The sequence below is a fragment of the Pseudooceanicola marinus genome, assembly GCF_002786295.1.
Taxonomy (GTDB): domain Bacteria; phylum Pseudomonadota; class Alphaproteobacteria; order Rhodobacterales; family Rhodobacteraceae; genus Pseudooceanicola; species Pseudooceanicola marinus.
Map to the genome: position 1 here is coordinate 70608 of NZ_PGTC01000022.1, position 24773 is coordinate 95380.

Consider the following 24773-nt stretch of genomic DNA (forward strand, 5'->3'; position numbering starts at 1 on the left):
ATGTCAACGGGGCAGCGCCGCGGCCCTGCCACAGCCGCCCCGCCATCCCTTCAGGCGGGTTCATAGCACGAACTGGGACGGTCGCACCCCTCGCCGCGCGCACGGGTCAGTCGCGGCCGGTGAAACGGGGCTGATCGAAGACCTCGACCGGGGGCAGGGGATCGGTGAAGGCCTCCACCTCGACCAGGCAGGAATGGGCCGAGGGCCCCTGGCTGAGCTTCGAGGTGCGCCGGTCGGGGCACAGCACATTGGGGTTTCCGTGCCGGTCCAGCGGCAGCCTATCCGAGGGCGCAGCGGGGTCGGGGTCCCACCAGGCGCCCGTGGGCAGTTGCACCACGCCGGGCAGCAGCCCGTCATAGGTCTCCACCGCCGCCAGGCAGGCGCCGCGATCATTGAAGACCCGCGCGACGTCCCCCGTTTTCAGCCCCCGCGCGGCAGCGTCATCGGGGTGCATGCGCATCACCTCGCGCCCCTCGACCTTCGAGGCACGCGACACGCCCGCCATGTCGTACTGGCTGTGCAACCGCGTGGCCGGCTGGTTCGACATCAGGTGCAGCGGGAAATGCGCGGTCGCCTCGGATCCCAGCCATTCCTGCGGCGGCAGAAAGGTCGGGTGGGGCGGGCAGTCGTCATAGTCGAACCCGGCAATCGTCCGGGAATAAAGCTCGATCCGGCCCGACGGCGTGGTCAGTGGCGCGCCCTCGGGATCGGCGCGGAAAGCCTGCATCAGGTCGCCGTTGCGGCTGTCCTCGGTCGGCTCCAGCACGATCTGCGGTCCGGTCCAGAAGTCGTCGAACTCGGGCAGGGCCTGCCCGGCGGCTTCGGCCACCCGTTGCCCGCGCGCGTAGAGGTGACGCAGCCAGCCTTCGGCGTCGCGGCCTTCCGTGAACTTCTCCCCCGCGCCCAGGCGCTCGGCCAGTCCGGCGAAGATGGCGTAGTCGTCCCGCGCCTCCGCATGGGGCCGGGCGACCGCGTGGCTGGGAGAGATGAAGCGGTCGTAGCTTGAATAGGCGATGTCGTTGCGTTCCAGCGCCGTCGTGGCGGGGAAGACGATATCGGCGTGTCGCGCCAGCGGGTTCCACCAGCTTTCGTTGACGATCACCGCCTCGGGCCGTTGCCAGGCGCGGGCCAGGCGGTTCAGGTCCTGGTGGTGGTGGAACGGGTTGCCCCCGGCCCAGTAGATCAGCCGCAGGTCGGGATAGTGCCGCTCGGCCCCATTGAACGGGTAGGGCGCGCCGGGCTCCAGCAGGGCGTCGGCGATGCGGGCGACGGGGATATGATCGGTCACCGGGTTCGACAGCTGCGGCAACGCCGGGAAGGAGAAGGCGGGGCGCAGGTTGCCGATGCCGTTGGTCGAGGCATAGCCGAAGCCGAAGCCGCCGCCGGGCAGGCCGATCTGGCCCAGCATCGCCGCCAGGGCGATGGCGGCCCAGTAGGGCTGTTCGCCCCCGTCGGAGCGTTGCAGCGACCAGGCCATCATGACGAAGCTGCGGGTGGCGGCCATCTCGCGCGCCAGATCCGCGATACGCTCGGCGGGAAGGCCGGTGATACCGGCGGCCCAGTCCGGCGTCTTGGGCGTGCCGTCGTCCTGACCCAGGATATGCGCCTCCAGCTGCGCGGCGCCGGTGGTGTGGCTTTGCAGGAAGGCGCGGTCGGCCAGGCCCTCGCTCAGCAGTACATGACCCATGGCCAGCAGCAGGGCGGTGTCGGTGCCCGGGCGCAGGGGCAGCCATTCGACGCCCTCGACCACGGTGTCGTCCCGGATGGGCGAGATCGAGATCATCCGCGCGCCGCGGGCCCGCAGCCGTTCCAGGTTCTCGGTCAGGATGTGGCGTGACAGCCCGCCCGAGCAGATCTGCGCGTTCTTCGCCGGCACGCCGCCGAACATCACCAGCGTCTCCGTCGTCTTCGCGATGCGTGGCCAGGAGGTGTGGTGGCTAACCAGCCCGCGTTTCGATCCTATGACATGGGGCACGATCGTGTCCCCGGCGGCATAGCTGTAGTTCTGCACCGACCGGGTGTAGCCGCCGATGCTGTTGAGGAAGCGGTGCACCTGGCTTTGCGCATGGTGGAACCGCCCGGCCGAGCCCCAGCCGTAGGAGCCGCCATAGATAGCGCGGTTGCCATGCTGCTGCCGGACCCGCTCGATCTCCTGCGCCGCGAGGTCCAGCGCCTCGTCCCAGGGCAGCTCGACGAAGGGCTCGCGGCCGCGCCCGGCACCTTGGGTCGCGATCTTGCCGGCCTCGCGCGCGGCGAGGAAAGAGGCCCGCACGGCGGGTTTGCGGATGCGGGACGGCGCGTTCAGCCCCTCGATCATGCTGTCGCCCAAGGGCGAGGGGTCGGGGTCCTGTGCCAAGGGAATTAGGCGCCTGGGGCGGCCGTTTTCCATCTCCGCGCGGAAGCTGCCCCAGTGGGCGACGACGAGCGGGGTTTCCGGCGTTTTCAGCATGATGGTCCTCTGCGGCCTGGGGGTGTGTCCTGCGGTACCGCCGCAGCCGAGCGGGGACAAGGCGGTTCGGCGGATCCCGCGGGGCGGTCCGAGGAATATGATAGGCCGTGGTCATCCTGGCGGCAGGCGCGGCACCGCGGCAGGGGCCGCAGGCCGCGCCGCCATTGCCTGCGTCAGCCGCCAAGGTGAGCATCCCTGCAACGCGGCTCGTACGTGGGCCTCGTGGGGCCCTGCAGCCCCGACATGCGCGAGGCCGATGCCGAGACCCTGCGCCGCGCATCTGGATCCTTTCACCGCGCAATATCTGGCCCGGGCCGCCGGCTGAGGGGGAGTGTCCGGCTGTGACGTCAGTCATCAGGCACAGCGTTGACCTGACGCGCCGCGCCCCCTCTCCATTTGTTGGCCAGAAATATCCCGGGGGGAATTGGGCCCGCGAGGGCTAAAGGGGGGCAGCGCCCCCTTCCGTCTGCGCGCCGCGCCCTAAAGGTCAGCGGCCTGGTGTATGTCCTTCACCGCGAAGTCGATCAGCGCGCGCAGCTTGGGCGGCAGGGCGCGGCCCTCCAGGTAGGCCACGTGCAGCGGATGCGGCAGGCCCTCATAGCCCGGCAGCAGGGGCACCAGCCGTCCGGCCTCCAGCGCCTCCGTCAGAATAAAGCGCGGGCAATAGGCGATGCCGCGCCCTGCCTCTGCCATGTCACGCGCGGCGCGGGCCGAATTGACCAGGAAGCGGGAGGCGATGGGGGCGACCACCTCCTGCCCCTCGTGCCGGAAGACCCAGCGGGCCTGATCGGCGCGGTTGGTGTCGGCGATGCACTGATGCCCGGCCAGATCCTGCGGGGCCTCGGGCGTGCCATGCTCCTCCAGGTAGGCCGGCGCGGCCACGGCGAGGCTGCCGATCTGGCCCAGGCGCCGGCGTTTGAGCGAGGGGATGGCCGTGTCGCCCACGCGGAAGGCCAGGTCGACGCCCTCGGCCGCCAGGTCGACATAGGCATCGCTGAGACGCAGGTCGATCGTCAGTTCCGGATGCGGCGCGGCAAAGCGCGCCAGCAGGCCCGCCACGTAGACCTCACCGAAGGTCACGGGGGCGGAGATGCGCAGGGTGCCGGAAAAGCCGCGGCTGTCCTCGGTCACCGATTGCAGCATCGCCTCCATCTCGCCCAGCAGGGCGGGGGCGCGGGCCAGCAGTGTCTCGCCCGCGGGTGTGATGCCGACACGCCGGGTGGTGCGTTGCAGCAGGCGCGTGCCCAGCCGTTCCTCCAGCTCCGCCACGTATTTCGAGGTCAGCCGGTTCGACAGCCCCAGCCGGTCGGCAGCGGCGGTGAAGGAGCCGGTTTCGGCCGTGGCCACGAAGGCGCGCAGCCCGTCGATCAGGTCCATGCCATTTCCATTCGGAACAAATCGGTCGTAGTCATTCCATATCTCCCCCATTTCATTCAAGCGTCGCAAGGGGCATCTTGCCTGCAACACGAAACCACAGGGCGCGCGGCGGTCGACCCGACCCGGCGCCCCCAGGAGGAAAGGATCGGACCCATGTCCATTGCACAGGATCTGCGGAAGCTGGCCGAGGGCCTGCAACGTTCCGACCGGCTGCCGGTGGTCTTCCTCGGCCACGGCTCGCCCATGAATGCGATCGAGGACAATGACTATTCCCGCAGCTGGACCAAGCTGGGGGAAACCCTGCCGCGGCCCCAGGCGATCCTGGTGGTCTCGGCCCACTGGATGACCCGGGGGTCCACCCTGGTCAATGTCTCGGCCATGCCGCAGACGATCCACGATTTCTACGGCTTCCCGCAGCAGCTGTTCGATCTGCAGTACCCGGCCCCCGGCGCGCCCGATGTGGCGAAGGAGGTCGTGTCGATCCTGGCCAGCCACCCTGCCGAGGGCGGCGAGACCTGGGGGCTGGACCACGGCGCCTGGTCGGTGCTGAAGTTCCTCTATCCCGGTGCCGACGTGCCGGTCTTCCAGCTGTCGATCGACATGACCAAGGACCTGCCGCACCACGTCGAGATCGGCCAGGCCCTGCGCGCCCTGCGCGACCGCGGCGTGCTGATCCTCGGCTCGGGCAACGTGGTGCACAACCTGCGGGCCGTCCGTTGGGACAAGGGCGCTGCCGCCTGGGACTGGGCCGAGGAATTCGACGCTCTCTTCGCCGACCGGCTGGGGGCGGGAGACATCGACACGCTGGCCGACCGCGGCAAGCTGGGCAAGCTCTTGCAGATGGCGCATCCCTCGGTCGACCACTACCTGCCCGCGCTGACCGTGGCGGGGGCGGCGGACGCCAGGGACAGCCTGCTGTTCATGACCGACGACATCGACCTCGGCTCGGTCTCGATGCGTAGCTTCGTCTACTACTGATGCCCCATACGACCTTCCCCAGGGCCCGCGCGGCCCGGGCCGCAACAGACGACACGAAGGAGACAGAGATGCTGGTAGATGGCAAATGGACCAAGGACTGGGACCCGGTCCAGAAGGCGGATGCCAAGGGGCGGTTCGTGCGTCAGGTCTCGACCTTCCGCAACTGGGTGACGCCGGACGGATCCGCCGGCCCGACGGGCGAGGGAGGTTTCCCGGCCGAGGCGGGGCGTTATCGCCTCTACGTGGCCTATATCTGCCCCTGGGCCTCGCGCGCGCTGATGGCGCGCAAGCTGAAGGGGCTGGAGGAGATCATTCCCGTGACGGTGGTGAACCCCGTGCTGGGTCCGCAGGGGTGGGAGTTCGGCGGCTATCCGGGCGCCGAAGAGGACCCGCTGCACGGGGCCCGCTACATGCATGAGCTTTACACCCGCGCCGATCCCCATGTGAACGGTCGCGCCACGGTGCCGGTGCTGTGGGACATGAAGCGCGACATGCTGGTGAACAACGAAAGCGCCGACATCGTGCGCATGTTCGACACCGCCTTCGAGGGGCTGGTGCCCTCCGATCTGCGCCTCTACCCCGAGGATCTGGCCCCGGAGATCGACGCGCTGAATGCCCAAGTCTACGATCGCTTCAATAATGGCGTCTACAAGGCCGGTTTCGCCTCCAGCCAGGAGGCCTATGACGAGGCCGTGGCCGGGGTGTTCGAGACGCTGGACAGGCTGGAGGAGCGGTTGGCCGAGGGGCCTTACTTCTTCGGTGACCGTCTGACGGAGACCGACCTGCGTACCTTCGTCACGCTGATCCGTTTCGACGCGGCCTACCACGGGGTGTTCAAGTGCAACCTGCGGCAGGTGAAGGGCTATCCCCGTCTCTGGGCCTACACGCAGCGGGTGCTGGACCTGCCGGGTATCCGCGAAACGGTGAACATGGATCACATCACCCGGGGCTACTACGCCATCAAGGCGTTGAACCCGACACGTATCCGCCCCGTCGGCCCGGCCCATATCGAGGCTCTGTTCCGGGACTGATTTGTTGCAGGGACCCGGTGCGAGGGGAGGCGGATAGCCTCCCCTTTTTCATGACCGGAGGGGCGCCAGGAGGGGCGCCAAGCTCTCAGGCAGCGCCTCTGCGGCCAGCGCATCCAACAAGGGCCGGGCCGCCGCCGGGGCATGGGCACGGCAATCGGAGAGCTTCGTCCCGAGGTCCGGCAATTGCGCCGTCCCGGCCGGCAGGACCGGCGGGGCGGGCAAGGGACGGATCTCCTCCCGCCCGTCCGTGAAGCGCAGGTGTGCGGCAGGTGTCAGTCCCGGCGCGCAGTCCCGCATGACGGTCTTTGCCGCCAGGGCCAGGGTCTCGGGGTCTTTGCGCGGACCTTCGGCGAAGGTGGCCAAACCGGGCGCGCCCTGCCGCCAGGCATGGGCAAAGGTGTAGGGGATCGAGAACTTGGCTCCGATGGCTGAGCTTGGCCGTTGCCGATCCGCCAGCGGGTGAAACAGCATGTCGTCGGGCGGGGTCAGGGTGAAGGCGGCAGCCGCCAGCGTTTCGGGGGCGATGCCTTCGGCGCGCAGCGCCAGGCCGAGAGCGACGGCCGGGTGCGTCCCCCGGCAGCACGGCCAGAGCTTCAGCGTGACCTCTTCCCCGTGAAACACATGGCCCAGGCTGTCGAAGGCCGCCGCCTCGGGTGGGCTGCCCGCCAGCAGCGGCCCCAATCCGCCCGCCTCGGCCAGCGGATCCAGCGTGCCGCTGACGCCGGCGCGGGCCAGCAGGGCGCCCTCGACCGCCGCCCGGGCGGCGAAACCGTCACGCACCGCCCGCAGGTCGCTGGCCGGGCTGCGCTTCAGCGCGTCAGTCAGCGAAAACTGGACCAGCGCGAGGGCGACCGCCGCGACAGCCTGATCGGGCGACAGGCCTAGCAGGTGCGCCGCCCCCAAAGCCGCACCGGCGCAGCCGATCATCGGCGGGTGATACCAGCCGCGTGACGCGGGGTCGGCGGGCAGGGACAGGCTGATCCGGCAGGTCAGGTCGCAGGCCAGGGCCAGCGATGTCAGCAGGTCGGTCAACGGGGCGCCTTCGGTCTCGGCCAGGGCCAGAAGGGCGGGGAGGGCGACGGCGTTCGGGTGCATGCCGGTGGCGTCGAACGTGTCCTCGAAATCCAGCGCGTGGGACAGGGCGCCATTGGCCAGCGCGGCCAGCCCTGGCGGGGCCGTGCCTCCGGCCAGCAGCGTCGCGGCGCCCGGGCCGCGCGCCATGTTGGCGAAGGGGCGGGCAGCGGGTTCCAGCGTCACGGCGGCGGCCATGGTGGCCAGCCCGTCCAGCAGTGACAGCCGTGCCGCATGGGCGGCGCGGGGCGGCAAGGTGTGGATCGCCAGCACCCGCGCGGCGAGGCTGCGCGTCAGGCTCATGCGGGGGTGTGGGCGCGCAGAACGTCCCCTTCGGGCGTGTAAAGCGTGTCCAGCCCGGCCTCGGCGGTGATCTGGCGCAGATAGGCCAGAATGCGGTCGAACCGGGGTTCCTCGGGCGGAACGATGCGCGGCACGGCATCCCGCCCGATCCAGACCGGCACCAGACGCAGATCCTGCACCCCGCCCCGGTCCAGCGTGCATTCCACGATCATCGACATGGCGCTGTCGGGCGGGAAATTATAGCTGCTGTCCAGATCGGGCACCCAGTCGGGGTTCAGTTTCTGGATCTCCCTGAACCCCTTCGAGGCCGCGTGTTTCGCGTCCATTTTCAGGTCCAGGGCGAAGTTGGCGAGGGAGTGGATGATCGGCCGGCCCCTGTAGAACTCCATCCCCTTCAGGATATGCGCATGACAGCCCAGCACCATGTCGGCGCCCGCGTCGATGGCGGCATGGGCCACGTCGCGTTGGTAGTCGGGGATCACGGCGGGGACGAAATGGATGCCAGCGTGATGCGACAGGATCACCACGTCGACCTGCGCCCTCAGATCGCGGATCGAGGCCACCAGCGCCGCCAGATCCTCGCGATGCGGGAAGGTATGGATGCGCGCGGGGGTGCTCGGCTGGTCCGTCTCGATCTGCTCGTAAATCGTATGGCCGCGCATCGGGGCGCAGCCGGGCTTGTCCTCCTCCGCCCAGTAGTTGGCGGGCAGGATCGAGTTCACCGACAGGAACCCCACGGTGATACCGCCCCGCTCGACGATTACCGGGGCGCGGGCCTCGGCGATGGTGGCGCCGGCGCCCATTTGACGCGCGCCGGCGCGTTCCAGGTTGGCAAGCGTGTCGAACATGCCTTCGGGGCCCCAGTCCATCGTGTGGTTGCCCGCGAAACTGACCACCTCCAGCCCGGCGCCGACCAGGGCCTCGGCGATCTCGGGCTTGCCGCGCATGGTGTGGCGGGCCTGGGGCATCCGGGTGCCGCGCGTGGTCAGGTTCACCTCCAACTGGCAATAGCCCAGGTCCGAAGCAGTCAGCCGGTCGCGCACGGCGTCGAAGATGGACGCCGGATCGTCGCGATCCGGGGCCACGTCGCCCACGGCGACAAAGCGCAGGCTCATGTCCAGCCCTCCGCCGTGACGCGGTGGCAGGCGACCTGGCCGCGCGGAGTCTCCTTCAGTGTGGGTCGGTCACGCTTGCAGACCTCCTGCGCGAAGGGGCAGCGGGTGTGATAGGCGCAGCCCGAAGGCGGGTTCAGCGGCGAGGGTAGCTCGCCCATGGGCGGCGTGGCCGTGGGCGGCGCGGCGGGGTCGGCAGGCAATGCCGCGGCCAGCAGGGCGGCGGTATAGGGGTGATCGGGACGGGTGCAGATCCGCGCGGCGGGGCCGCGTTCGACCACCTGGCCCAGGTAGATCACCACCACCTCGTCACACATGAAGCGCACGGTGGCCAGGTCGTGGCTGACGAACAGCGTCGCCAGCCCGTAGTCCTCCTGCAGGTCCTTGAGGATGTTCAGGATCTGCGCCTGGATCGAGATGTCCTGCGAACTGACGGGTTCGTCCAGCAGCAGCAACTCGGGACGCGAGGCTAAGGCGCGGGCGATGGCGATCCGCTGGCGCTGACCGCCCGAGAACTCGGACGGCAGCCGATTGGCCACGTCGGCCGACAGGCCCACCTGTTCCAGTACCTCGATCACCCGCGCGTCGACCTCAGACCGGGTCATTTCGCCCGAGGCCGACAGCGGCTCGGCGATGATGCGGCGGACCTTCATGCGCGGCGAAAGCGAGGAATAGGGGTTCTGAAACACGGGCTGCACGGCCCGGCGATAGGCGCGCCGCTCGGCCCCGCGCAGGTCCGACAGGTCCTTGCCCTTGAACATGACCGCACCGCTGGTCGGCTGGTCCAGAGCCAGCAGCAGCCGGTTCAGCGTGGTCTTGCCACAGCCCGATTCCCCCACGATCCCCAGCGAGGTGCCCGGCGTGCAGGCCAGTGTGACCTCCGACAGGGCATGAAGCAGCCCGCCGCGCACCTTGAAGGCGCGGCCAAGGCGGCGGGTTTCCAGGATGGCGGGGCCGGCGGGTGCGGCGCGGGGCGGGGTTTCCGGGCTGGGCACGACGCGCAGAGCGCGATCAGGCGATTTCATGGGGGTGCTCCTGCGGATGCCAGCAGTTCAGGGTGTGGCCCGGGCGCAGCTCCGTCCGGGGCGGGGCATGGCGGCAATGGGCCGAGGCTGCGGCGCAGCGCGGATGGAAGGGGCAGCCCTGGGGGCGGTGGCCCACGGCGGGCGGGGCGCCTTCGATCACCGGCAGGCGGTGCGGCGCGTGGCTGGTGGAGGGGACCGAGGCTAGCAGCGCCTTGGTGTAGGGATGGGCGGGCCGGGAGAAAATCTCGGCCACCGGGCCGGTTTCCACGATACGGCCCGCATACATCACCGCCACCCGGTCGCAGATCCGCGCCACCACGCCGAAGTCATGGGTGATGAAGAGCATCGCCATGTGATGCGCCGCGCGCAGGGCCTTCAGCAGCTCCAGGAACTGGTACTGGATGGTGGCGTCCAGCGCCGTGGTCGGCTCGTCACAGATCAGCAGCTCGGGATCCTGCGCCAGCCCGATGGCCGAGACGATCCGTTGCCGCATGCCGCCTGACATCTGGTGCGGGAAGGCGCGCAGCCGCTCGGCGGGCGAGGGGATGTTGACCTCCGCCAGCGCCGCCTCGGCCGCGGCCGAGAGGTTCCGCTTGCCGCCGCGGCGCAGCGCCTCCTTCAACTGGGTGCCGATGGATTGCACCGGGTTCAGCGAGGCCATGGGATCCTGCAGGATCATGGAAATCTCCTCGCCCCGGATATGGCGCAGCTTGCGGTTCGGCATGGTCAGGATGTCCTGCCCCTTCCAGGCGATGCGCCCGGAGGTGCCGGCGGTGAGCGTGGGCGAGGTCAGCCGCAGTACCGACATGCCCAGCGTGGATTTGCCCGAGCCGCTTTCGCCAACCAGCCCCAGGGTTTCGCCCGGCATCAGGTCCAGCGACACCTCGTCGAGGATCGAGGGCGCGTCCGACCGTTTGCCCACGCGCACCGTTAGGCCGCGGATGGAAAGAAGGGGGTCGGTCATGCGCCACGTCCTTTCAGGCCGGGATTGATGCGGTCGGTCAGGGCGTCGCCCACCACGTTGACGGCCATGACGACCAGCACGATGGCCAGGCCGGGCAGGGCCGAGACCCACCAGGCGGACACGATATAGCTGCGGCCCTCGGCCACCATGCCGCCCCAGCTGGGGTTGGGTGGCGGCACGCCCACGCCGAGGAAGGACAGCGAGGCCTCCAGGATGATGACGACGCCGACCTGCAGGGTCGCCACGACGATCAGCGAGGGCGCGATATTGGGCAGCACGTGGCGAAAGATGATCGCGGCGTGGCCCAGGCCCGAGGTGCGGGCCAGGTCCACGTAATCCTCGTTTTTCACCCGCAGCGTCTCGCCCCGTGACATCCGCGCGTATTGCGACCAGAGCACCAGCGAGATGACGATGACGATATTGAGGAAGGACGGCCCGACCACTGCGGCAAAGAGCAGAGCCAACAGGATGACGGGCAGCGACAGGGCCAGGTCGACCAGGCGCATCAGCACCCTGTCCAGCCAGCCGCCGACATAGCCCGACAGGGTGCCAAGCGCGGTGCCGATGGTGCCGGCGATGGCGATCACCACGACGCAGACGGCCAGCGAAATCCGCGCCCCCTGCACGATGCGCGCCAGCACGTCGCGGCCCAGCCGGTCGGTGCCCAGAAGGTGGGTGGCCGACCCCTCGGGCGCCCAGGCGGGCGGGTCGAGGCGCGCCCGCAGCGATCCGCGCAGCGGGTCATGTTCCAGGAAGAAAGGCCCGATCAGCGCCACGATCGCGAAGAGGATCAGCAGGCCGAGGGCGCATTTGAAGGAGAGATCACGGGGCATGATGGGTCCTTTCGCGCCGCTCAGCTGCGCGCCCGCATGCGCGGGTCGATGGCGAGGTACAGGAGATCGACGATCAGGTTCGCCAGGATGAAGAAGGCGGTGATGACCAGCACGACGGTCTGGATGACAGGGAAGTCGCGGGCCATGATGCTTTCGTAGGCCAGCCGCCCGATGCCGGGCCAGGCGAACACGGTTTCGACCACCACCGCGCCGGTGATCATCGTGGCAAAGAAGGTGCCCATGAAGGTCACCACCGGGATCAGCGAATTGCCGAGCGCATGGCGCAGCACCACCGCCCATTCCGAAACGCCCTTGATGCGCGCCAGCTTCACGTATTCCGAGCCGAGCGCCTCCAGCATCGAGGCGCGCACCAGTCGCGTGATGGCGGCCAGGGTGAACAGGCCCAGGGTCAGGGCGGGCAGCACGTAGTAGACGGCGCCGCCTAAGCCCGAGGTGGGCAGCCAGCCCAGTTTCACCGCGAAGAGGTAGATCAGCATGATGCCCAGCCAGAAGCTGGGGGCGGACTGGCCCAGCAGGGCCAGCAGGCGCACGGCCAGGTCGGCCACGGTGCCGCGGGTGACGGCGGCCAGCACGCCCAGCAGGATGCCCACGACCAGGGTGAACAGCAGCGCGATCCCGGCCAGCGACAGCGAGGCGGGCAGGCGCGACAGCACCAGGTGCAGCGCATCCTCGCGCCCGGCGGTGACGGATTGGCCGAAATCGCCCTGCAGGGCATTGCCGAGGAAGGTCAGGTATTGCCGCCAGCCGGGCTGATCGAGCCCGAGCTGGGCAATCAGCATTTGGCGGTCGGCCTCGGTCGCGCTGTCCGACAGCAGCAGCGCCACCGGATCGCCGATGACCCGGCTGAGAAGGAAGATCACGAGGCTCATCAGCAAAAGCGCCACCAGCGCCTCGGCCAGCCTGCCGGCAAGATGTTTCAGCATGGGAAACCTGTTCGCTGGGGGCGCGGGCACGGGACGGGCCGTGCCGGGGATGTCGCGCCGGTTCCTTGCGACGGGCGGCGACAGGGCCGCCGCCCGCGGCGGGACGGGACCGTTACTCGGCCAGTTCCGCCTGGTCGAAGTTGTAGACGTAGGAGGTGTCGATCCCCCAGTCGCCGACGCGCGGCCCGACGCCGTAGGGTTCGTTGGCCAGCACCATGAAGACATTGGCGGCCTCGTCGCGCAGGTACTGGCCGATATCGGTCAGCCGCTCGGTGCGCTTGGCCGGGTCCGTCTCGGCACCGAGGCCTGCCAGCTTTTCTTCCAACTCCTGCGAGGTGAAGGAGGCGAAGAGCGACTTGGTCGAGAAGCCCGCCTCGACCCCGTTTTCCGGGTTTGCGAAGGGGAAGCCCCGGTGCGTCATGGCGAAGTCCAGCGGCTTGCCCGAAGTCCATTCGGCGCGGATCGAGGGCCAGTCACCGGGCTCGATCGTCACGTTGATGCCCACGTCCGCCCAGTAAAGCGCTACTGCCTCGGCCATCAGCGGCAGTTCCGCGCCGGGCGTGGTGGTGAAGGTCTTCAACGTCATGTCGAAGCCATCCGCGTAGCCCGCGTCGGCCAGCAATTCGCGGGCGCGCTCAGGGTCGTAGGGGTAGGGCTCGACGCTGTCCCAGGCGGCGATCGGCGTGTCGCCGTTGGCCACGGTGCCCTCGCCCTGGAACAGCTCGTCGATGATGGTCTGCTTGTCGACGGCATAGTTCATCGCCTGGCGCACCCGCACGTCGGCCCAGGGGTTGTCGGGGTTGAACCGCTCGGGGTCGGTCTGGACGATGCCGCCCAGGCGGATCACTGGCGACCAGGTCTTTTCGGCCGAGACGATCCGCAGGTCGCTGGCTTCCAGACCCGGGATCGAGTCGAAGCTGACCGGGGCGATGTCGGCCTCGCCCGCCTGCAGCATGGCGACGCGCGTGGCCTCCTCCGGCACGGCCTTGAAGCTGATGGTGTCGAAATCGGGTGAGACCCGCCAATGCTCGACGCTCTCACGCAGCGACAGGGTGATCTCCGAGCCATCAACCGACTCCGACACCACATAGGGGCCGCTGCCGACGGGCATGGCGCTGTCGGCGCCCTCTCCCTGGGCCTCGATGTAGGATTTGCAGACGATGCCGACCTGCTGGGCCTCGCCCATGTAACCGGTGGCCAGCAGGAAGTCGGGGGCCTTCAGGTTCAGACGCACGGTATGTTCATCCACAACCTCGGCGCTGTCGATCACCCGGCGCATGGTCGAGGCAGGGCCGGCGCGGCTGTCTTCGTCGATGATCCGCTCGATGGAATAGGCCACGTCCTCCGCCGTGACGGTGCCGCAGCTGTCGTCGGAAAACGGCACGCCCTCGCGCAGGTGGAACGTCCAGGTCTGGCCCTCGTTCTCCATCTCCCAGCTGGTGGCGAGGCCCGGCTGCGCGTTGCCGTCGGCATCCAGGTAGACAAGGTAGTCATAGACCAGGTCGAGGTAGGTCTTGCGCTGACCCGACCCGGCCCAGGGGGTCATGGTCTGTTCCGAGAAGGTGGGGATGGCGACGGTCAGCGTCTCCGCCGCCCCCGGCGAGGCGGCGAGCAGCGCGAGCGCGGACGCACCCATCACTGCCGCGCGGCGGCGCGGTGTCAGATGTTTCATTTTTCCTCCCTGCAACCCGGTCGCGGGCCGCTCCTTTAGTGTCTTGAGTGTCCTATTGCTGCCTTGCATTGTCAACAATCTTGCGCTGGCCTTTGTCGACCATTCGCGAGATGATGGCCCGAACGGCCCGTGGGGGAGGCGCAGGATGGCGGATGACATGCCGAAGCAGGATCTGAGTTCGGAAGGAATCGCGGCGGCGCTGCGAGGCCGCATCCTCAGCGGTGACTACGGGCTTGGGCAGCGGCTGATCGAGATGGACCTCGCCGAAGAGTTTGGCGTCGGGCGCGGGCGCGTGCGCGAGGCCTTTCGCATGCTGACCGGCGAGGGCTATCTGGAATTCGTGGCCAATCGCGGCGTGTTGGTGCGTCGCTATTCCCGGGTCGAGCTGATTGAGATGGGCCGCGTGCGTGAGGTGCTGGAGGGGCTGGCGGCGCGGCTGGCGGCCGAGCGGGCATTGACCGTGGTGCAGCGTCACGACCTGGAGGCGGCGCAGGCGCGCATGGATGCGGCCGAGGTGGCGGGCGACCTGGATGCCTTCGGCGTGGAGAACCGCGCCTATCACCGACTGATCGAGGATCTGTCGGGCAATGTGCATGCCTCGGAGTTCATCACGCGTGTCCGTATTCCGCTGATCCGCGTGCAGATGCCCTGGGAGGAGGTGGCGGAATCCGTGGGGCGGTCGAACCGTGGCCACCGGGTGATCACCGCCGCCATCCTGGCAGGCGCGCCCGAGGCGGCGGAGGTGGCCATGCGCACCCATGTGCGGGACGGCAATGCTCATGTGGCGCGCCTGCCCGATGAGGTGTTCGAGGGGCGCTAGGGCCCCGGGCGCCGCCCTCGCGCGGCGCGTTCAGAGAAAGCGGACCGGTACCGCGAAGGGGCCGTATTCGGGCCAGGTGGTCATCGGCGTGGGGCCATCGGCCGCGAAGCCGTTGCAATACTTGGCCCAGCTTTCCAGCGCCGCCTCGATCATCAGCCGCCCGATCGGCTCCCCCGCGCAGCGGTGCGGCCCGCGCCCGAAGGCGATGGCGGGCTTGGGGTTGTCGCGGTCCAGGCGGAACTCATGCGGGCAGTCGAACACCGTCTCGTCACGGTTGGCCGAGGTGAAACACAGGGCGATCGGCTCGTCCTTGCAGATCTTTTCGCCGCCGATCTCCACGTCCCGCGTCGGCGTGCGGGCAAAGCCGCGATAGGGCGTATAGAGGCGCAGCAATTCCTCGGTGATCTGCGGTGTCTTCTCGGGGTGATCCTTCAGCAGCTGGAAGTGTTCCGGGTGGCGGCAGAAATGCACGGCGGCCGAGCCGAGGAAGGTCGTGGGGGCGATGATGCCCACCACCAGCAGCTGCCGGATGGTGCCCAGGATGCCCTGGTCGGGCAGCGGTTCGCCGTCGAAATCCCGCGCTGCCAGCAGGGCGCTGGCCGGGTCCGCGCCGGGGTCGCGCGGGTTTTCCTTGCGGTCGTCGATGATCCCCTGGGCGATGTCGTACAGCACCAGGGAATGCTTCTGGATCGCGTCGAAATCCTTGGTTTGCAGGGCTAGGTTGAAGGCATGGCCGATGTTGCGGATGCGCAAGGCGTCCTCCTCCGAGATCATGAAGAACTCGGCCAGGACGTGGATCGGCAGGTGGAAGGAAAACTCGCCGCAGATGTCGGCGCGGCCCATGGCGGGGATGTCCTTGAACAGCCGGTCCGAAATCTCGCGCACCACCTTGTTCCAGTGCTGCATCCGTTCCCTGCGAAACAGCGGCGCGATGGCCTTGCGGTAGGGCGTGTGTTCCGGTGGATCCAGGTGCAGCGGCGGGCGGCGCCCGGTGGTGGCGACGCGGGGTACGACGTTCTGCACGGCGGTGGAATAGAGGGTCGGGTCCGACATGGCGGTCTCGATGTCCTCGTAGCGGGTCAGCATCCAGAACCCCTCCATGTCGTTGGAGTGGGCGACGGGGCAGCGGGCGCGCAGATCGCTGAACAGCTCATGCGCGGCGTCGAAGTCCGATGGGTCTGTCTCGGCGTCGAAATCGTGGCGCTTGCTGAAGCGCTCCGTGCCTTCGGGGGCGCGGCGGTCGTGAATCACCTTGGTCATGGTTTCCTCCATATTGTCGACAATGTTGCCGATATGCGTGCTGTGAGCAAGCATCTTGCGGGCTTGCCGGGACGCGGGCCCACAAGCGCCACCGCCGGAGGCACAGGGCCTCCGGCGGTCGGGTCATGTCGATGGATTGGTCGGCGCGGGTGCCTAGAGCGACGGCAGCCAGAGCACCAGTACGGGCAGGGCGATCAGCAGCGTGACGTGGATCATGTCGGCCAGCACGAAGGGCGCCGTGCCACGGAAGATCGACGACAGCGGGATGTCGCGCGCCACGCCCGACAGGACGTAGACGTTCATGCCTACGGGTGGCGTGATCAGGGCGATCTCGGTCATCCGCACCACCAGCACCCCGAAAAGGACGGCGTCATAGCCCAGCCCGGTCACCAGCGGGAAGAACAGCGGCACCGTCAGGGTCATCATCGCCGAGGCGTCGAGGATCATCCCGAGGAAGAAATAGACCGCCAGGATCACCAGCAGGATCGCCAGCGGCGCCAGGTCGGCGCCGGCCACCCAGCCGGTCAGCTGCATCGGGATCGTTGTGACCGTGATGAAGGCGTTGAACACCAGCGCCCCGAAGAGGATGCCGAAGATCATGCCGGTGGTCTTGAAGGTCTCGTAGACCGCATCGACCAGCCGTGCCCAGGTCAGCCGCTTCCGCACGGCGGCGATGATGAGCGCGCCGAAGGCTCCCATGGCGCCGGCCTCGGTCGGGGTGAAGAGGCCGCCGACGATCCCGCCCATGACGAAGAGGAACAGCACGATCACGTCGCCGCAGCCCTTGAACCCCTGCCAGCGGTCGGCCCAGCTGGCGCGTGGGCCGGCGGGGCCTGCCTTGGGGTTCACCCGGCACTGGATCCAGATCACTGTCATGTACATCAGCGCCAGCAGGATGCCCGGGATGATCCCGGCGGCGAACATGTCGCCGATCGAGGTTTCGGTCAGGATGCCGTAGATGATAAACATCCCCGAGGGCGGGATCAGCGAGCCGATGGTGCCGCCCGCCGCGACCGAGCCCGAGGCCAGGGGCAGCGAATAGCCGTGCTTGCGCATTTCCGGCAGGGCCACGAGGCCCATGGTGGCCGTGGTGGCCAGCGACGAGGCATTGACCGCGGCAAAGCCCGCCGAGGCGCCCACCGTGGCCATGGCCAGCCCGCCCCGGCGGTGGCCAAGGCAGCGGGCGGCGAAATCGTAGAGGTCCTTGCCGATGCCGGAGGCGAACAAGATATGCGCCATGAACAGGAACAGCGGCACTGTACCGATGGCATAGTTGGTGGCCAGGTCGAAGGTGATCACGCCGACCTTGATCAGAACAGCCTTCACCGTCAGCAGCGAGGCGAAGCCGATCACGCCCACCAGGCCCATGGCGAACCCGATGGGCATGCCGAAGGCCAGGAAGGTGAAGAGGACGGCGAGGCCGATCAGGCCCATTTCCACGGGGGTCATTCTGCATGCTCCTGGGGCGTAGAGGGGCCGGTCCCATCTGTGCGGGGCGCGAACCGTTGCAGCGCGCGCAGCACCAGCACGGCAATCAGCAGGCCGGTGGCGCCGACGATCAGCCAGCGGAAGGGGGCGACGGGGATGTCCATCAGCGGGGTCTTTTCCCCCTGGGCGCCATGGCGCTGCGCGTCATGGATGCCGGCCCAGAGCACGAAGCCCCAGAAACCGCAGCCCAGAAGCAGCATCAGCCCCTCCAGCCAGTCCGCCAGCCGCGTCGGCAGGGTCTGGGTCAGCAGATCGACCTTCGTATGGGCCCCGTCCCAAGCGGCATAGGCCAGCGACAGGGTGATGGTGGGGATCAGCAGCAGTTCCGACAGCACGTAGGTGCCGGGAAAGGCGATGCCGATGGCGCGGAAGACCACCGTCACCACGATCAGCCCCATCAGGGCCAGCAGGGTCAGCACGCCCATCAGGGCGGAGGCGCGCACCAGCGCGCCGAGCCCGGTTTCAAGGATCTTCAACATGGGTCCTCCCACCCGTCAGGGGACGAGAGCGGCGGGGCCGCCGCTCTCGCTCGTCCGTCATTCCTCGTGGGCCGCGCGGATCCGCTCCAGCACCTCGGTGCCCGGCTTGCCCATGGCGTCCAGCTCCTCGGCAACCTCGGCAAGCGCCGGGGCGAAGGCCTGGGAATACTCCGCGACCACTTCGGGGGCGACGCTGTTGAATTCCACGCCTTCCTCTGCACCGTAGGCGCGCCCCTCGGCTTCGGCTTCCATCGACAGCTCCAACGTGCGCTGGCTCAGCCAGTCGGTATTGGCGTCAAAGATCGCCTGGATGTCCTCCGGCAGGCTCTCCCAGGTGTCCATGTTCACCGCCCGCGACGGATAGGCGCCGCGCGAATGGGGCAGTTCGGAGTAGTAGCTGACCACCTCGGCGAAGCTGAGGGATTTGAGCGCCTCGTAGGGGGCGATCACCCCGTCCAGCACGCCCTTTTCCAGCGAAGGGTAGGTCTCCGTCATCGGCATGGTCACGCCCTCGGCGCCGAAGGCCGCCAGCGGGCCGATGAAGTCGACGGCGGAGCGGATGCGCAGCCCCTTCAGGTCGTCCAGCGTCTCCAGCGGGGCGTTGCGCAGCAGCAGGTGCATCGGCGTGCCGACGTTGTAGCCCACTACGTGCACGCCCAGTTCTTGCTGGAAGACGGGGTAGTCCTCCACCAGGTCCATGTAGACGCCCAGTACCTTCTGCGGATCGATGTAGCCGTAGAACATGCCGGGCACCAAGCGGTTCATGTCATAGCCCGACCGCGCGTAGATCGGCGCGATATAGGAGACATCGGCGATGCCGGCGGCCAGTTCGTCCACCCCTTCGCGGCTGGTGATCAGGGCCCGGCCCCAGTAGGGGGTGATCGCGACCCGCCCGTCGGATTGCTCCTCGATCCGGGCGATCCATTCCGCGTCGGCCTGGCCGTAGGGGTGGGCCGTCGTATAGGGCGAGGCATAAGTCAGATTGAAATCCGCCGCGACAGCGGCGGTGGCAGAGACGCCGAAGGCGATCGCTGCGACGGTCATCATTACATGTTTCATGGTTCTCCTCCCTGGAAACACGATTGCGTAGATTGCCGGAGTTGTCTCCCCGGTCGGTGGCGCCGGGGCGTCAGCCGCTCAGCGCGGTGATCTCCTCCTGTTCGAGCCCAAGGCGTTCGAGGATCTCGGCATTGTCGTGGCCCGGCAGGGCCGCGGGCCGGGGCGCGGGTTCCCCGCCCAGGCGGACGGGCGGGCCGAGTTGCGGCTGGCGGGTGCCGCCGGGCAGGGTCACGTCGACGACCGCGCCGCGGGTGCGGAACTGCTCCTCTGCCAGCGCTTCGGTCACATCGTTCACGGGTGCGAACTGGGTGCCGGCCTCTGCGAATAGCGCCAGCCAGTGGGCGCGGGGTTTCTCCGCGAACAGCGCCTGCAGCGTTTCGCGGATCTCGTCGCGGCGGCTGGCGTCCAGTTGCAGCGGGATGAAATCGGGGCGTCCCATCACCTCGCAGAACGTCGCCCAGTAGCGGGGTTCCATGTCGGTGGTGCAGAGCCAGCGCCCGTCGGCGCAGCGCCAGAGGCCGAGGTCGGCCCGGCGGCTGCCGCGCGGGGGCGCGTCGGCGGGTGTTTCGTAGCGCGACAGAAGGTTCGCGGTCAGCGTCATGGCGCATTCGGTCATCGCCACGTCCACATGGCGCCCCAGGCCGGTGGCGCGGGCGGACATGACGGCGGCCAGGGTTGCAAAGGCCGCGTGGCTGCCGGTCAGCACGTCGGCGGCGGGCGTGCCGGGCAGGCCGGGCGCCTCCGGGTCCTCGCCGGTGCGCGACATCACCCCCGAGAGGGCCAGCGCCACCGGGTCATGCCCGGGCTTGTCGCGCAGCGGGCCGGTCTGACCGCAAAGGGTCAGGCTGACGTAGACCAGCGCGGGGTTCAGCGCGCTGAGATCCTCATAGCTCAGGCCGAGGCCCGCCAGAACGCCGGGGCGGTAGTCCTCGACCACCACGTCCACCCGCGCCACCAGCCGTTTCAGCACCGCCTGCGCGTCGCTGTCGCCAAGGTCTAGCCGCAGGGATTTCTTGCCTCGCGCCAGCATGTCGCGACCGCGCTGGCGGGCCTGGTCCTCGGCATCCATCTTGTCCCAGCCAAAGACCTTGGCCTGTTTCGCCAGCTCGCGCGGGTTTTCCACCCGGATCACCTCGGCCCCCTGATCGGCCAGCAACCAGGTGCAGTAGGGGCCGGGCAGCAGGCGCGAGAAATCCAGCACGCGCAGACCGTCGAGAGAGGGGGGCAGCGCGGCCGTCATGCGCTTTGCCCTTCGGGATGCACCGCGAACAGCGGGCCACGCGTCAGCTTGCTCTGCGGCGTGTCCACGAAGATGCCGCGCGCCTGCATCTGCGGGCTGTCGGGCACCTCGGCCAGCTTGGTGATCGGCGACAGGCCCCAGCCCAGCTTCAACGACCAGTCGCCCAGCTCGGCCCGGGTGTGGCGGGCGAAGAAGGCGCCGACGATGTCCTGCCAGCGGTCGATAATCTGCTGATCCGTGTCGGCGACCAGGATGTCTTCCCAGACGATCCCGGCCAGTTCCCCGGCGCAGCCTTCCTCGTCCATGACCCGGACCACGGCGCGCATCATGCCGGGGTTGTCGATCATCGACCAGGTGACGTAGCCATCGGCGCAGGGCCAGACCTGGCGCACGCCGGAGGCACCGCGCACCAGCTTGTTGCCGACACGCCGCCCGATGCGGCCCGTCCATTCATACATCACCGCCTCGCGGTAATTGGCCAGCGTCACCGATTGCAGCGCCGAGACCGGGATGCGCTGGCCCCGGCCGGTCCGGGCCCGAGCGCGCAGGCCCATCAGGGCGGCGGTGGCCACCTGGATGCCGGTCAGGGCATAGGCCTGTTCGCCGGGCAGGCGCAGGGGCGGATCCTCGGCGGTGCCGATCACATGCATCAACCCGGATTGCGCCATCAGCGTCAGGTCGGTGGCGGGACGGGGCGGCTGCCCTTCGGGCCAGGCGGTGGCGACGACGTGGACCAGCTGCGGATGGCTGGCGGCCAGGGCGTCCACCTCGGGGCGGGGGTTGCGGCGGCGGTCGTCCAGCAGCACATCGGCACCGGCAAGCAGCTCGGCCAGGGGGATGGATGATGCGGGGGAGGACCGCATCCCCCCGTGCCAGGCCGCCTGCCGGATCTCGGTCACCTCGCCGGTGTCGGCCAGGGTCACATCGGCACCCAGCCGGGCCAGCATCTCGCCGCCGAAGTCGACCAGCCGGTCAGCCAGGACGACGACCTTGAGGCCGGACAGCAGGGCCGTCGCTTGCGTCTGATCGCTCATGCCAGGGCTCCTTCCTTGGTCAGGCGGGCAATGTCGTCTGCGCTCAACCCGATCTCGGCGAAGACCTCGGCGTTGTGCTGGCCGAGGCAGGGGGAGGCGGTGATCGCGACGGGCGTGTCGGGCAGGTCATAGGGCGGCGCAGGCATGCGTGCGGGGCCGATGACCGGGTGATCGGTGGGGGCGAAGTGGCCTGCGGCCTGCAACGCGGTGCTTTCGGCCACTCCCTTGCCGTCCAGCACCAGGGAGGCGGGCACGCCGGCTGCGGCAAGCGCCTGTTCCAGCGTCGCGCCGTCGCGGGCGGCGGTCAGGTCGGACAGAGCCTGGCTGAGCACCGGTGCGGCGGCACGGCGCGCAGCGGCATCGGGATGGCGGGTCGCCAGATCGCCGGCGCCCAGTACTGCGCAAAGGGCGCGCCACTGGCTGTCATCCTCGCAGGCGATGGCGATCCAGGCGTCCTCGCCCGCACAGGGGAAGACCCCGTGCGGCGCCATGACGGGATCATCGTTGGCGGGCTTCTCCTCGGGCATACCGGCGAAGAGGTCACCGGCCACATGCACCATGGATTCGATCTGGCTGACATCGACGTGGCAGCCCTGGCCCGTGCGGTCGCGGGCCTCCAGCGCCGAGAGGATCGCCACGGTCAGGAACATCGGCGCCACCACGTCGCCATAGGCCAAGGGGGGCATATGCGGCTCGGTGCCCGGCCAGCCGGTCATGTCCGCATGGCCGGACTGCGCGGCGGCGATATTGCCGTAGCCGCGAAAGCCTGCCATCGGCCCGGTGCGCCCGGCGACCGAGACGGAGGCCAGGATGATCCCCGGGCGGATCTGTTGCAGCGTCTCGTAGCCCAGGCCGATGCGATCCATGTAGCCGGGACCGAAGTTCTCGACCACCACATCGGCCCAGGCCACCAGCCGCTTGGCCACCTCGACACCCGCCGGATCGGAGAGGTTGATGGTGACGCTTTTCTTCGAGGTATTGGTCTGGGCGAAGAAGAGCGAAGCATCGTGGTTCTTCGACTGTCCCTTGGCGAAGGGGGGAGAGCGGCGGCCCAGATCGAGGCGCCGCGCGCTTTCTATCTTCACCACCGTGGCGCCATTGTCGGCCAGGTCCTTGGTGGCGCGCGGCCCCGCGCCGACCCAGCTGAAATCCGCGATCTTCAGACCGTGAAGGGCTCCGGTCATGTTCTTTCCTCCAACTTGTCGAGGGCCTCTGTCACCTGCGCCACGACCGCCTCGCGGTCCCAGTCGCGCGGGTCGACCATGTCCGACCAGACCTCGATCACCGTGACGCCCGCTGCCTCCAGCGCCTGTTTGACGAAGAGAGAGCCGTAGCCCGAGAAGCGGTCATGTTCGGGGATCAGCAGCAGCGCCACGTCGATGCGATAGCGTTTGGCCTGTTCGACCATCCAGGCGTTAACCCAGGGCGGCTGGTGCAGCTGTTCGTTCATCGCCGAGACCCGCGCCGCGAGCGCGCGCAGCGGGTCGCCGTGATCTTCGCGGATATAGCCGTCGGCGGCGAAGGGCAGGTACATGGACCAGGCGAAGGTGGCGCCGTGGCTCTCCTCGAAGGCCTTGTAGAAAGAGGTGTCGAACCACAGCCCGGCACCGATCCACATCATGCGGATCCTCTCGTTCGGGCAGGCGGCGTGACCGTCCCGGATCCGCTGGGCCACCTCGTCGCGGAAGGCCTCCACATGCTGCAGGGCCCAGTCCGATCCGCGATGCCATTGCGGGATCATCACATTGGGCATCTGTTCCCCGATGCCCACGGGCACCTTGGGCGCCTCGGCGATCATTTGGCTGACCTCGTCCAGGATCTTCTCCTGCCGGTCGATGCGATCCATGTAGGCCGCGAAAGCGTCGCGATCGAAGGTGCGGCCGGTCATCTTTTCGACCGCGCCGATCAGCTCTTCGATCTCGGCCACCATCAGGTCCAGCCGGGCGGTTCCGTAGAAATCTTCCCATTTGCTGCGCGCCTGCACCCACCAGTCGGGGGCGGGGTCCGGAACGGCGGGGGCCGAAAGCAGGTGCAGCGGCGCGCCGGTCTCGTCGGACCACAGCTGGAAGATGCGGGCATGTTCGTCGGAGCTGGCCCGGGCGCAGAGCAGGGCGGGCGCGGGCAGGCCACCCCAGGGCTGACGCGCGGCGTCGCCCTCCAGCAGGGCCATCAGCGGCAGCGAGGAATACTTCGGCAGATGTCGGTGAAAGCCCGCGTCCTCCATCCAGTCGAAGTAGAAAGGCGCCTGCTGTTTCGCGGCGATGACGGCGGACCACCACTGGTTGGTGACCATGGGCACGTCCATGAAATGGAAGATCTCATGCGGCGTGTCGGCGTTGACGAAGGCAAAGGGCGCGCCCTGGGTGATCTCGGCCCGGAGCCCCTTGATCCAGTCGCGCTGATAGCTGGTGGCGGCGGCGGCCATGGTCATGCGAGGGCCTCCTCGATACGGCTGTGGGCGGTGTCGATCCAGGCGGCATCGGGGCGGAAGGGGCGCAGGGGGAGCCGGGCGAAGCGCGTGCCCTGGCCTGCCAGGTCGCGGGCGAGGGTCGGCAGGTCCCAGCCGAAGCTGTCGTCGTTGTGATCGGGCGAGGCGATGACCAGATCGCAGCTCGCCAGCCCGGCGCGCAGGGCCTCGCCATAGCGGCGGGGCGGGTTGGCGCGAATGTGCAGCGGCACCTCGGCCACGTCGCGCAGCAGGGTCTCTGACTGGCCCAGGTGCTGGCCGGGCCAGGGATCGCCATAGGGGGTCAGGTCGGCGGTGACGCGACCGAAGTGGCGGGCCAGGTCATGCAGCAGCGGCAGGTCACAGGCGGTGCCGATCAGCCCGATGCGCAGGCCGGTCTGCGGCTCCTCCACCGTCTCGACGGTGTCGAGCAGCGCGGCATGGGCCTCGGCCTCCAGCCAGCGACCGGCGTTGCGCAGGGTGAAGAGGTCGGGGTGCCCCTCCAGCCGGGTCAGCGCCTGCGCCCGGGCCGCCTCGCGGCTCAGGGCTTCGGTCAGAGTGTCGGGTGACAGGGCCGCGTCGGTCGCTTCCGTCAGGGCTGCATCCAGCCGTTCCGCCTCGGTGGCGTTGAACCGGGCAATGGCCTCGCTCTGCCCATGCAGCAGGTTCCACAGGTGCAGGCGCGGGCCTGTCGGGGGGACATGGCCCAGGCGGCGCAACTCGGTGGCGTATTGGTAGGCGGTCAGCCCGGCCACGTCGTCGCGAGCAAAGACGATCATCGCGTAGCTGTCGAAGGCACCGGCGGCGAAGCGATGCAGGAAGCGCGCGGTGAAATCGTCGAGGAAGCCCTCGGCCACGCGGGTCACCGCGGCGACCTGCGGCCCGCTCGCGGCATCTGCCAGCGGCGGCGCTTTCACCTCGACGGCACGCGCGCCGGCGGCCCGGATCAGCGCCTCGGGCAGGCCGTCGCCGAAGGTGCCGACCAGGGGCGCCCCCGATGGCGTGACGTGATCCGCCCGGTCGCGAAAGACGCGCATGAGCTCTTCCATCGCTGGCACGATGTTCCTCCTCCCTTTGTCGAGGGCAGCGGCTGGTCTCCTCCCTGCCGCAGGCCTCCAATTGGTTTACTTTGGAAACTGTTTGCCCCCTTTGTCAACTCCCGAAATTGACAGGATCGCCTCCTGCGGC

21 protein-coding genes are annotated in these 24773 nt (G+C 68.8%); 3 read left to right on the plus strand and 18 right to left on the minus strand.

What is annotated here, in order from left to right; all coding sequences use genetic code 11:
• Positions 1 to 106: 106 nt before the first annotated feature.
• Positions 107 to 2449: a molybdopterin-dependent oxidoreductase gene (locus tag CVM50_RS17430; protein WP_085889788.1), complete on the minus strand. Its 2343-nt coding sequence runs from the start codon at positions 2447 to 2449 to the stop codon at positions 107 to 109.
• Between the two features lie 480 nt (positions 2450 to 2929).
• Complete coding sequence (locus CVM50_RS17435; RefSeq protein ID WP_085889789.1) at positions 2930 to 3826, minus strand: LysR family transcriptional regulator; 897 nt, start codon at positions 3824 to 3826, stop codon at positions 2930 to 2932.
• A gap of 153 nt (positions 3827 to 3979) precedes the next feature.
• Here CVM50_RS17435 and ygiD point away from each other — a divergent pair, with 153 nt between their 5' ends.
• A complete protein-coding gene (ygiD, locus tag CVM50_RS17440) occupies positions 3980 to 4804 on the plus strand; it encodes a 4,5-DOPA-extradiol-dioxygenase (protein WP_085889790.1) in 825 nt (274 codons plus the stop codon).
• Between the two features lie 68 nt (positions 4805 to 4872).
• Complete coding sequence (locus CVM50_RS17445; RefSeq protein ID WP_085889791.1) at positions 4873 to 5835, plus strand: glutathione S-transferase family protein; 963 nt, start codon at positions 4873 to 4875, stop codon at positions 5833 to 5835.
• Positions 5836 to 5883: 48 nt separating this feature from the next.
• Here CVM50_RS17445 and CVM50_RS17455 read toward each other — a convergent pair whose 3' ends face one another.
• The 7 genes from CVM50_RS17455 to CVM50_RS17485 all read right to left on the minus strand — a co-directional run bounded on the left by CVM50_RS17455 (position 5884) and on the right by CVM50_RS17485 (position 13759).
• Positions 5884 to 7209 (minus strand): MmgE/PrpD family protein, encoded by a 1326-nt coding sequence (locus CVM50_RS17455; RefSeq protein ID WP_085889792.1) that lies wholly within the window; start codon positions 7207 to 7209, stop codon positions 5884 to 5886.
• Complete coding sequence (locus tag CVM50_RS17460) at positions 7206 to 8324, minus strand: CapA family protein (RefSeq protein ID WP_085889793.1); 1119 nt, start codon at positions 8322 to 8324, stop codon at positions 7206 to 7208. The genes CVM50_RS17455 and CVM50_RS17460 overlap by 4 nt, the downstream gene beginning before the upstream one ends.
• Positions 8321 to 9346, minus strand: coding sequence for an oligopeptide/dipeptide ABC transporter ATP-binding protein (locus tag CVM50_RS17465; protein ID WP_085889794.1), 1026 nt, complete (start codon positions 9344 to 9346; stop codon positions 8321 to 8323). The genes CVM50_RS17460 and CVM50_RS17465 overlap by 4 nt, the downstream gene beginning before the upstream one ends.
• On the minus strand, positions 9333 to 10310 hold the full coding sequence (locus CVM50_RS17470) for an ABC transporter ATP-binding protein (RefSeq protein WP_085889795.1): 978 nt from the start codon (positions 10308 to 10310) through the stop codon (positions 9333 to 9335). The genes CVM50_RS17465 and CVM50_RS17470 overlap by 14 nt, the downstream gene beginning before the upstream one ends.
• Complete coding sequence (locus CVM50_RS17475) at positions 10307 to 11143, minus strand: ABC transporter permease (protein WP_085889796.1); 837 nt, start codon at positions 11141 to 11143, stop codon at positions 10307 to 10309. The genes CVM50_RS17470 and CVM50_RS17475 overlap by 4 nt, the downstream gene beginning before the upstream one ends.
• A gap of 20 nt (positions 11144 to 11163) precedes the next feature.
• Positions 11164 to 12087, minus strand: coding sequence for an ABC transporter permease (locus tag CVM50_RS17480; protein WP_085889797.1), 924 nt, complete (start codon positions 12085 to 12087; stop codon positions 11164 to 11166).
• Positions 12088 to 12199: 112 nt separating this feature from the next.
• Positions 12200 to 13759, minus strand: a complete 1560-nt coding sequence (locus CVM50_RS17485; protein ID WP_159457069.1) for an ABC transporter substrate-binding protein — start codon at positions 13757 to 13759, stop codon at positions 12200 to 12202.
• Positions 13760 to 13904: 145 nt separating this feature from the next.
• Here CVM50_RS17485 and CVM50_RS21500 point away from each other — a divergent pair, with 145 nt between their 5' ends.
• Positions 13905 to 14579 (plus strand): GntR family transcriptional regulator, encoded by a 675-nt coding sequence (locus CVM50_RS21500; protein WP_159457070.1) that lies wholly within the window; start codon positions 13905 to 13907, stop codon positions 14577 to 14579.
• Between the two features lie 30 nt (positions 14580 to 14609).
• On the opposite strand, the gene CVM50_RS17495 is transcribed toward CVM50_RS21500, so the two are convergent.
• The 9 genes from CVM50_RS17495 to CVM50_RS17535 form a co-directional block, all read right to left on the minus strand.
• On the minus strand, positions 14610 to 15839 hold the full coding sequence (locus CVM50_RS17495) for a cytochrome P450 (RefSeq protein WP_085889915.1): 1230 nt from the start codon (positions 15837 to 15839) through the stop codon (positions 14610 to 14612).
• 153 nt (positions 15840 to 15992) lie between these two features.
• Positions 15993 to 17288, minus strand: a complete 1296-nt coding sequence (locus tag CVM50_RS17500; protein WP_085889799.1) for a TRAP transporter large permease — start codon at positions 17286 to 17288, stop codon at positions 15993 to 15995.
• Positions 17285 to 17806: a TRAP transporter small permease gene (locus CVM50_RS17505; protein WP_085889800.1), complete on the minus strand. Its 522-nt coding sequence runs from the start codon at positions 17804 to 17806 to the stop codon at positions 17285 to 17287. Before CVM50_RS17505 ends, CVM50_RS17500 begins: the two co-directional genes overlap by 4 nt.
• 57 nt (positions 17807 to 17863) lie before the next feature.
• Positions 17864 to 18865: a TRAP transporter substrate-binding protein gene (locus CVM50_RS17510; RefSeq protein WP_085889801.1), complete on the minus strand. Its 1002-nt coding sequence runs from the start codon at positions 18863 to 18865 to the stop codon at positions 17864 to 17866.
• Between the two features lie 70 nt (positions 18866 to 18935).
• Entirely contained in the window at positions 18936 to 20105 is a 1170-nt protein-coding gene (locus CVM50_RS17515) for a CaiB/BaiF CoA transferase family protein (protein WP_085889802.1), read from the minus strand.
• A complete protein-coding gene (locus tag CVM50_RS17520) occupies positions 20102 to 21139 on the minus strand; it encodes a CoA transferase (RefSeq protein WP_085889803.1) in 1038 nt (345 codons plus the stop codon). The genes CVM50_RS17515 and CVM50_RS17520 overlap by 4 nt, the downstream gene beginning before the upstream one ends.
• Positions 21136 to 22323, minus strand: coding sequence for a CaiB/BaiF CoA transferase family protein (locus tag CVM50_RS17525; RefSeq protein WP_085889804.1), 1188 nt, complete (start codon positions 22321 to 22323; stop codon positions 21136 to 21138). Before CVM50_RS17525 ends, CVM50_RS17520 begins: the two co-directional genes overlap by 4 nt.
• Entirely contained in the window at positions 22320 to 23570 is a 1251-nt protein-coding gene (locus CVM50_RS17530) for a 2-hydroxyacyl-CoA dehydratase family protein (RefSeq protein ID WP_085889805.1), read from the minus strand. Before CVM50_RS17530 ends, CVM50_RS17525 begins: the two co-directional genes overlap by 4 nt.
• A complete protein-coding gene (locus tag CVM50_RS17535) occupies positions 23567 to 24622 on the minus strand; it encodes a hypothetical protein (protein ID WP_232618284.1) in 1056 nt (351 codons plus the stop codon). The genes CVM50_RS17530 and CVM50_RS17535 overlap by 4 nt, the downstream gene beginning before the upstream one ends.
• Positions 24623 to 24773 lie beyond the last annotated feature (151 nt).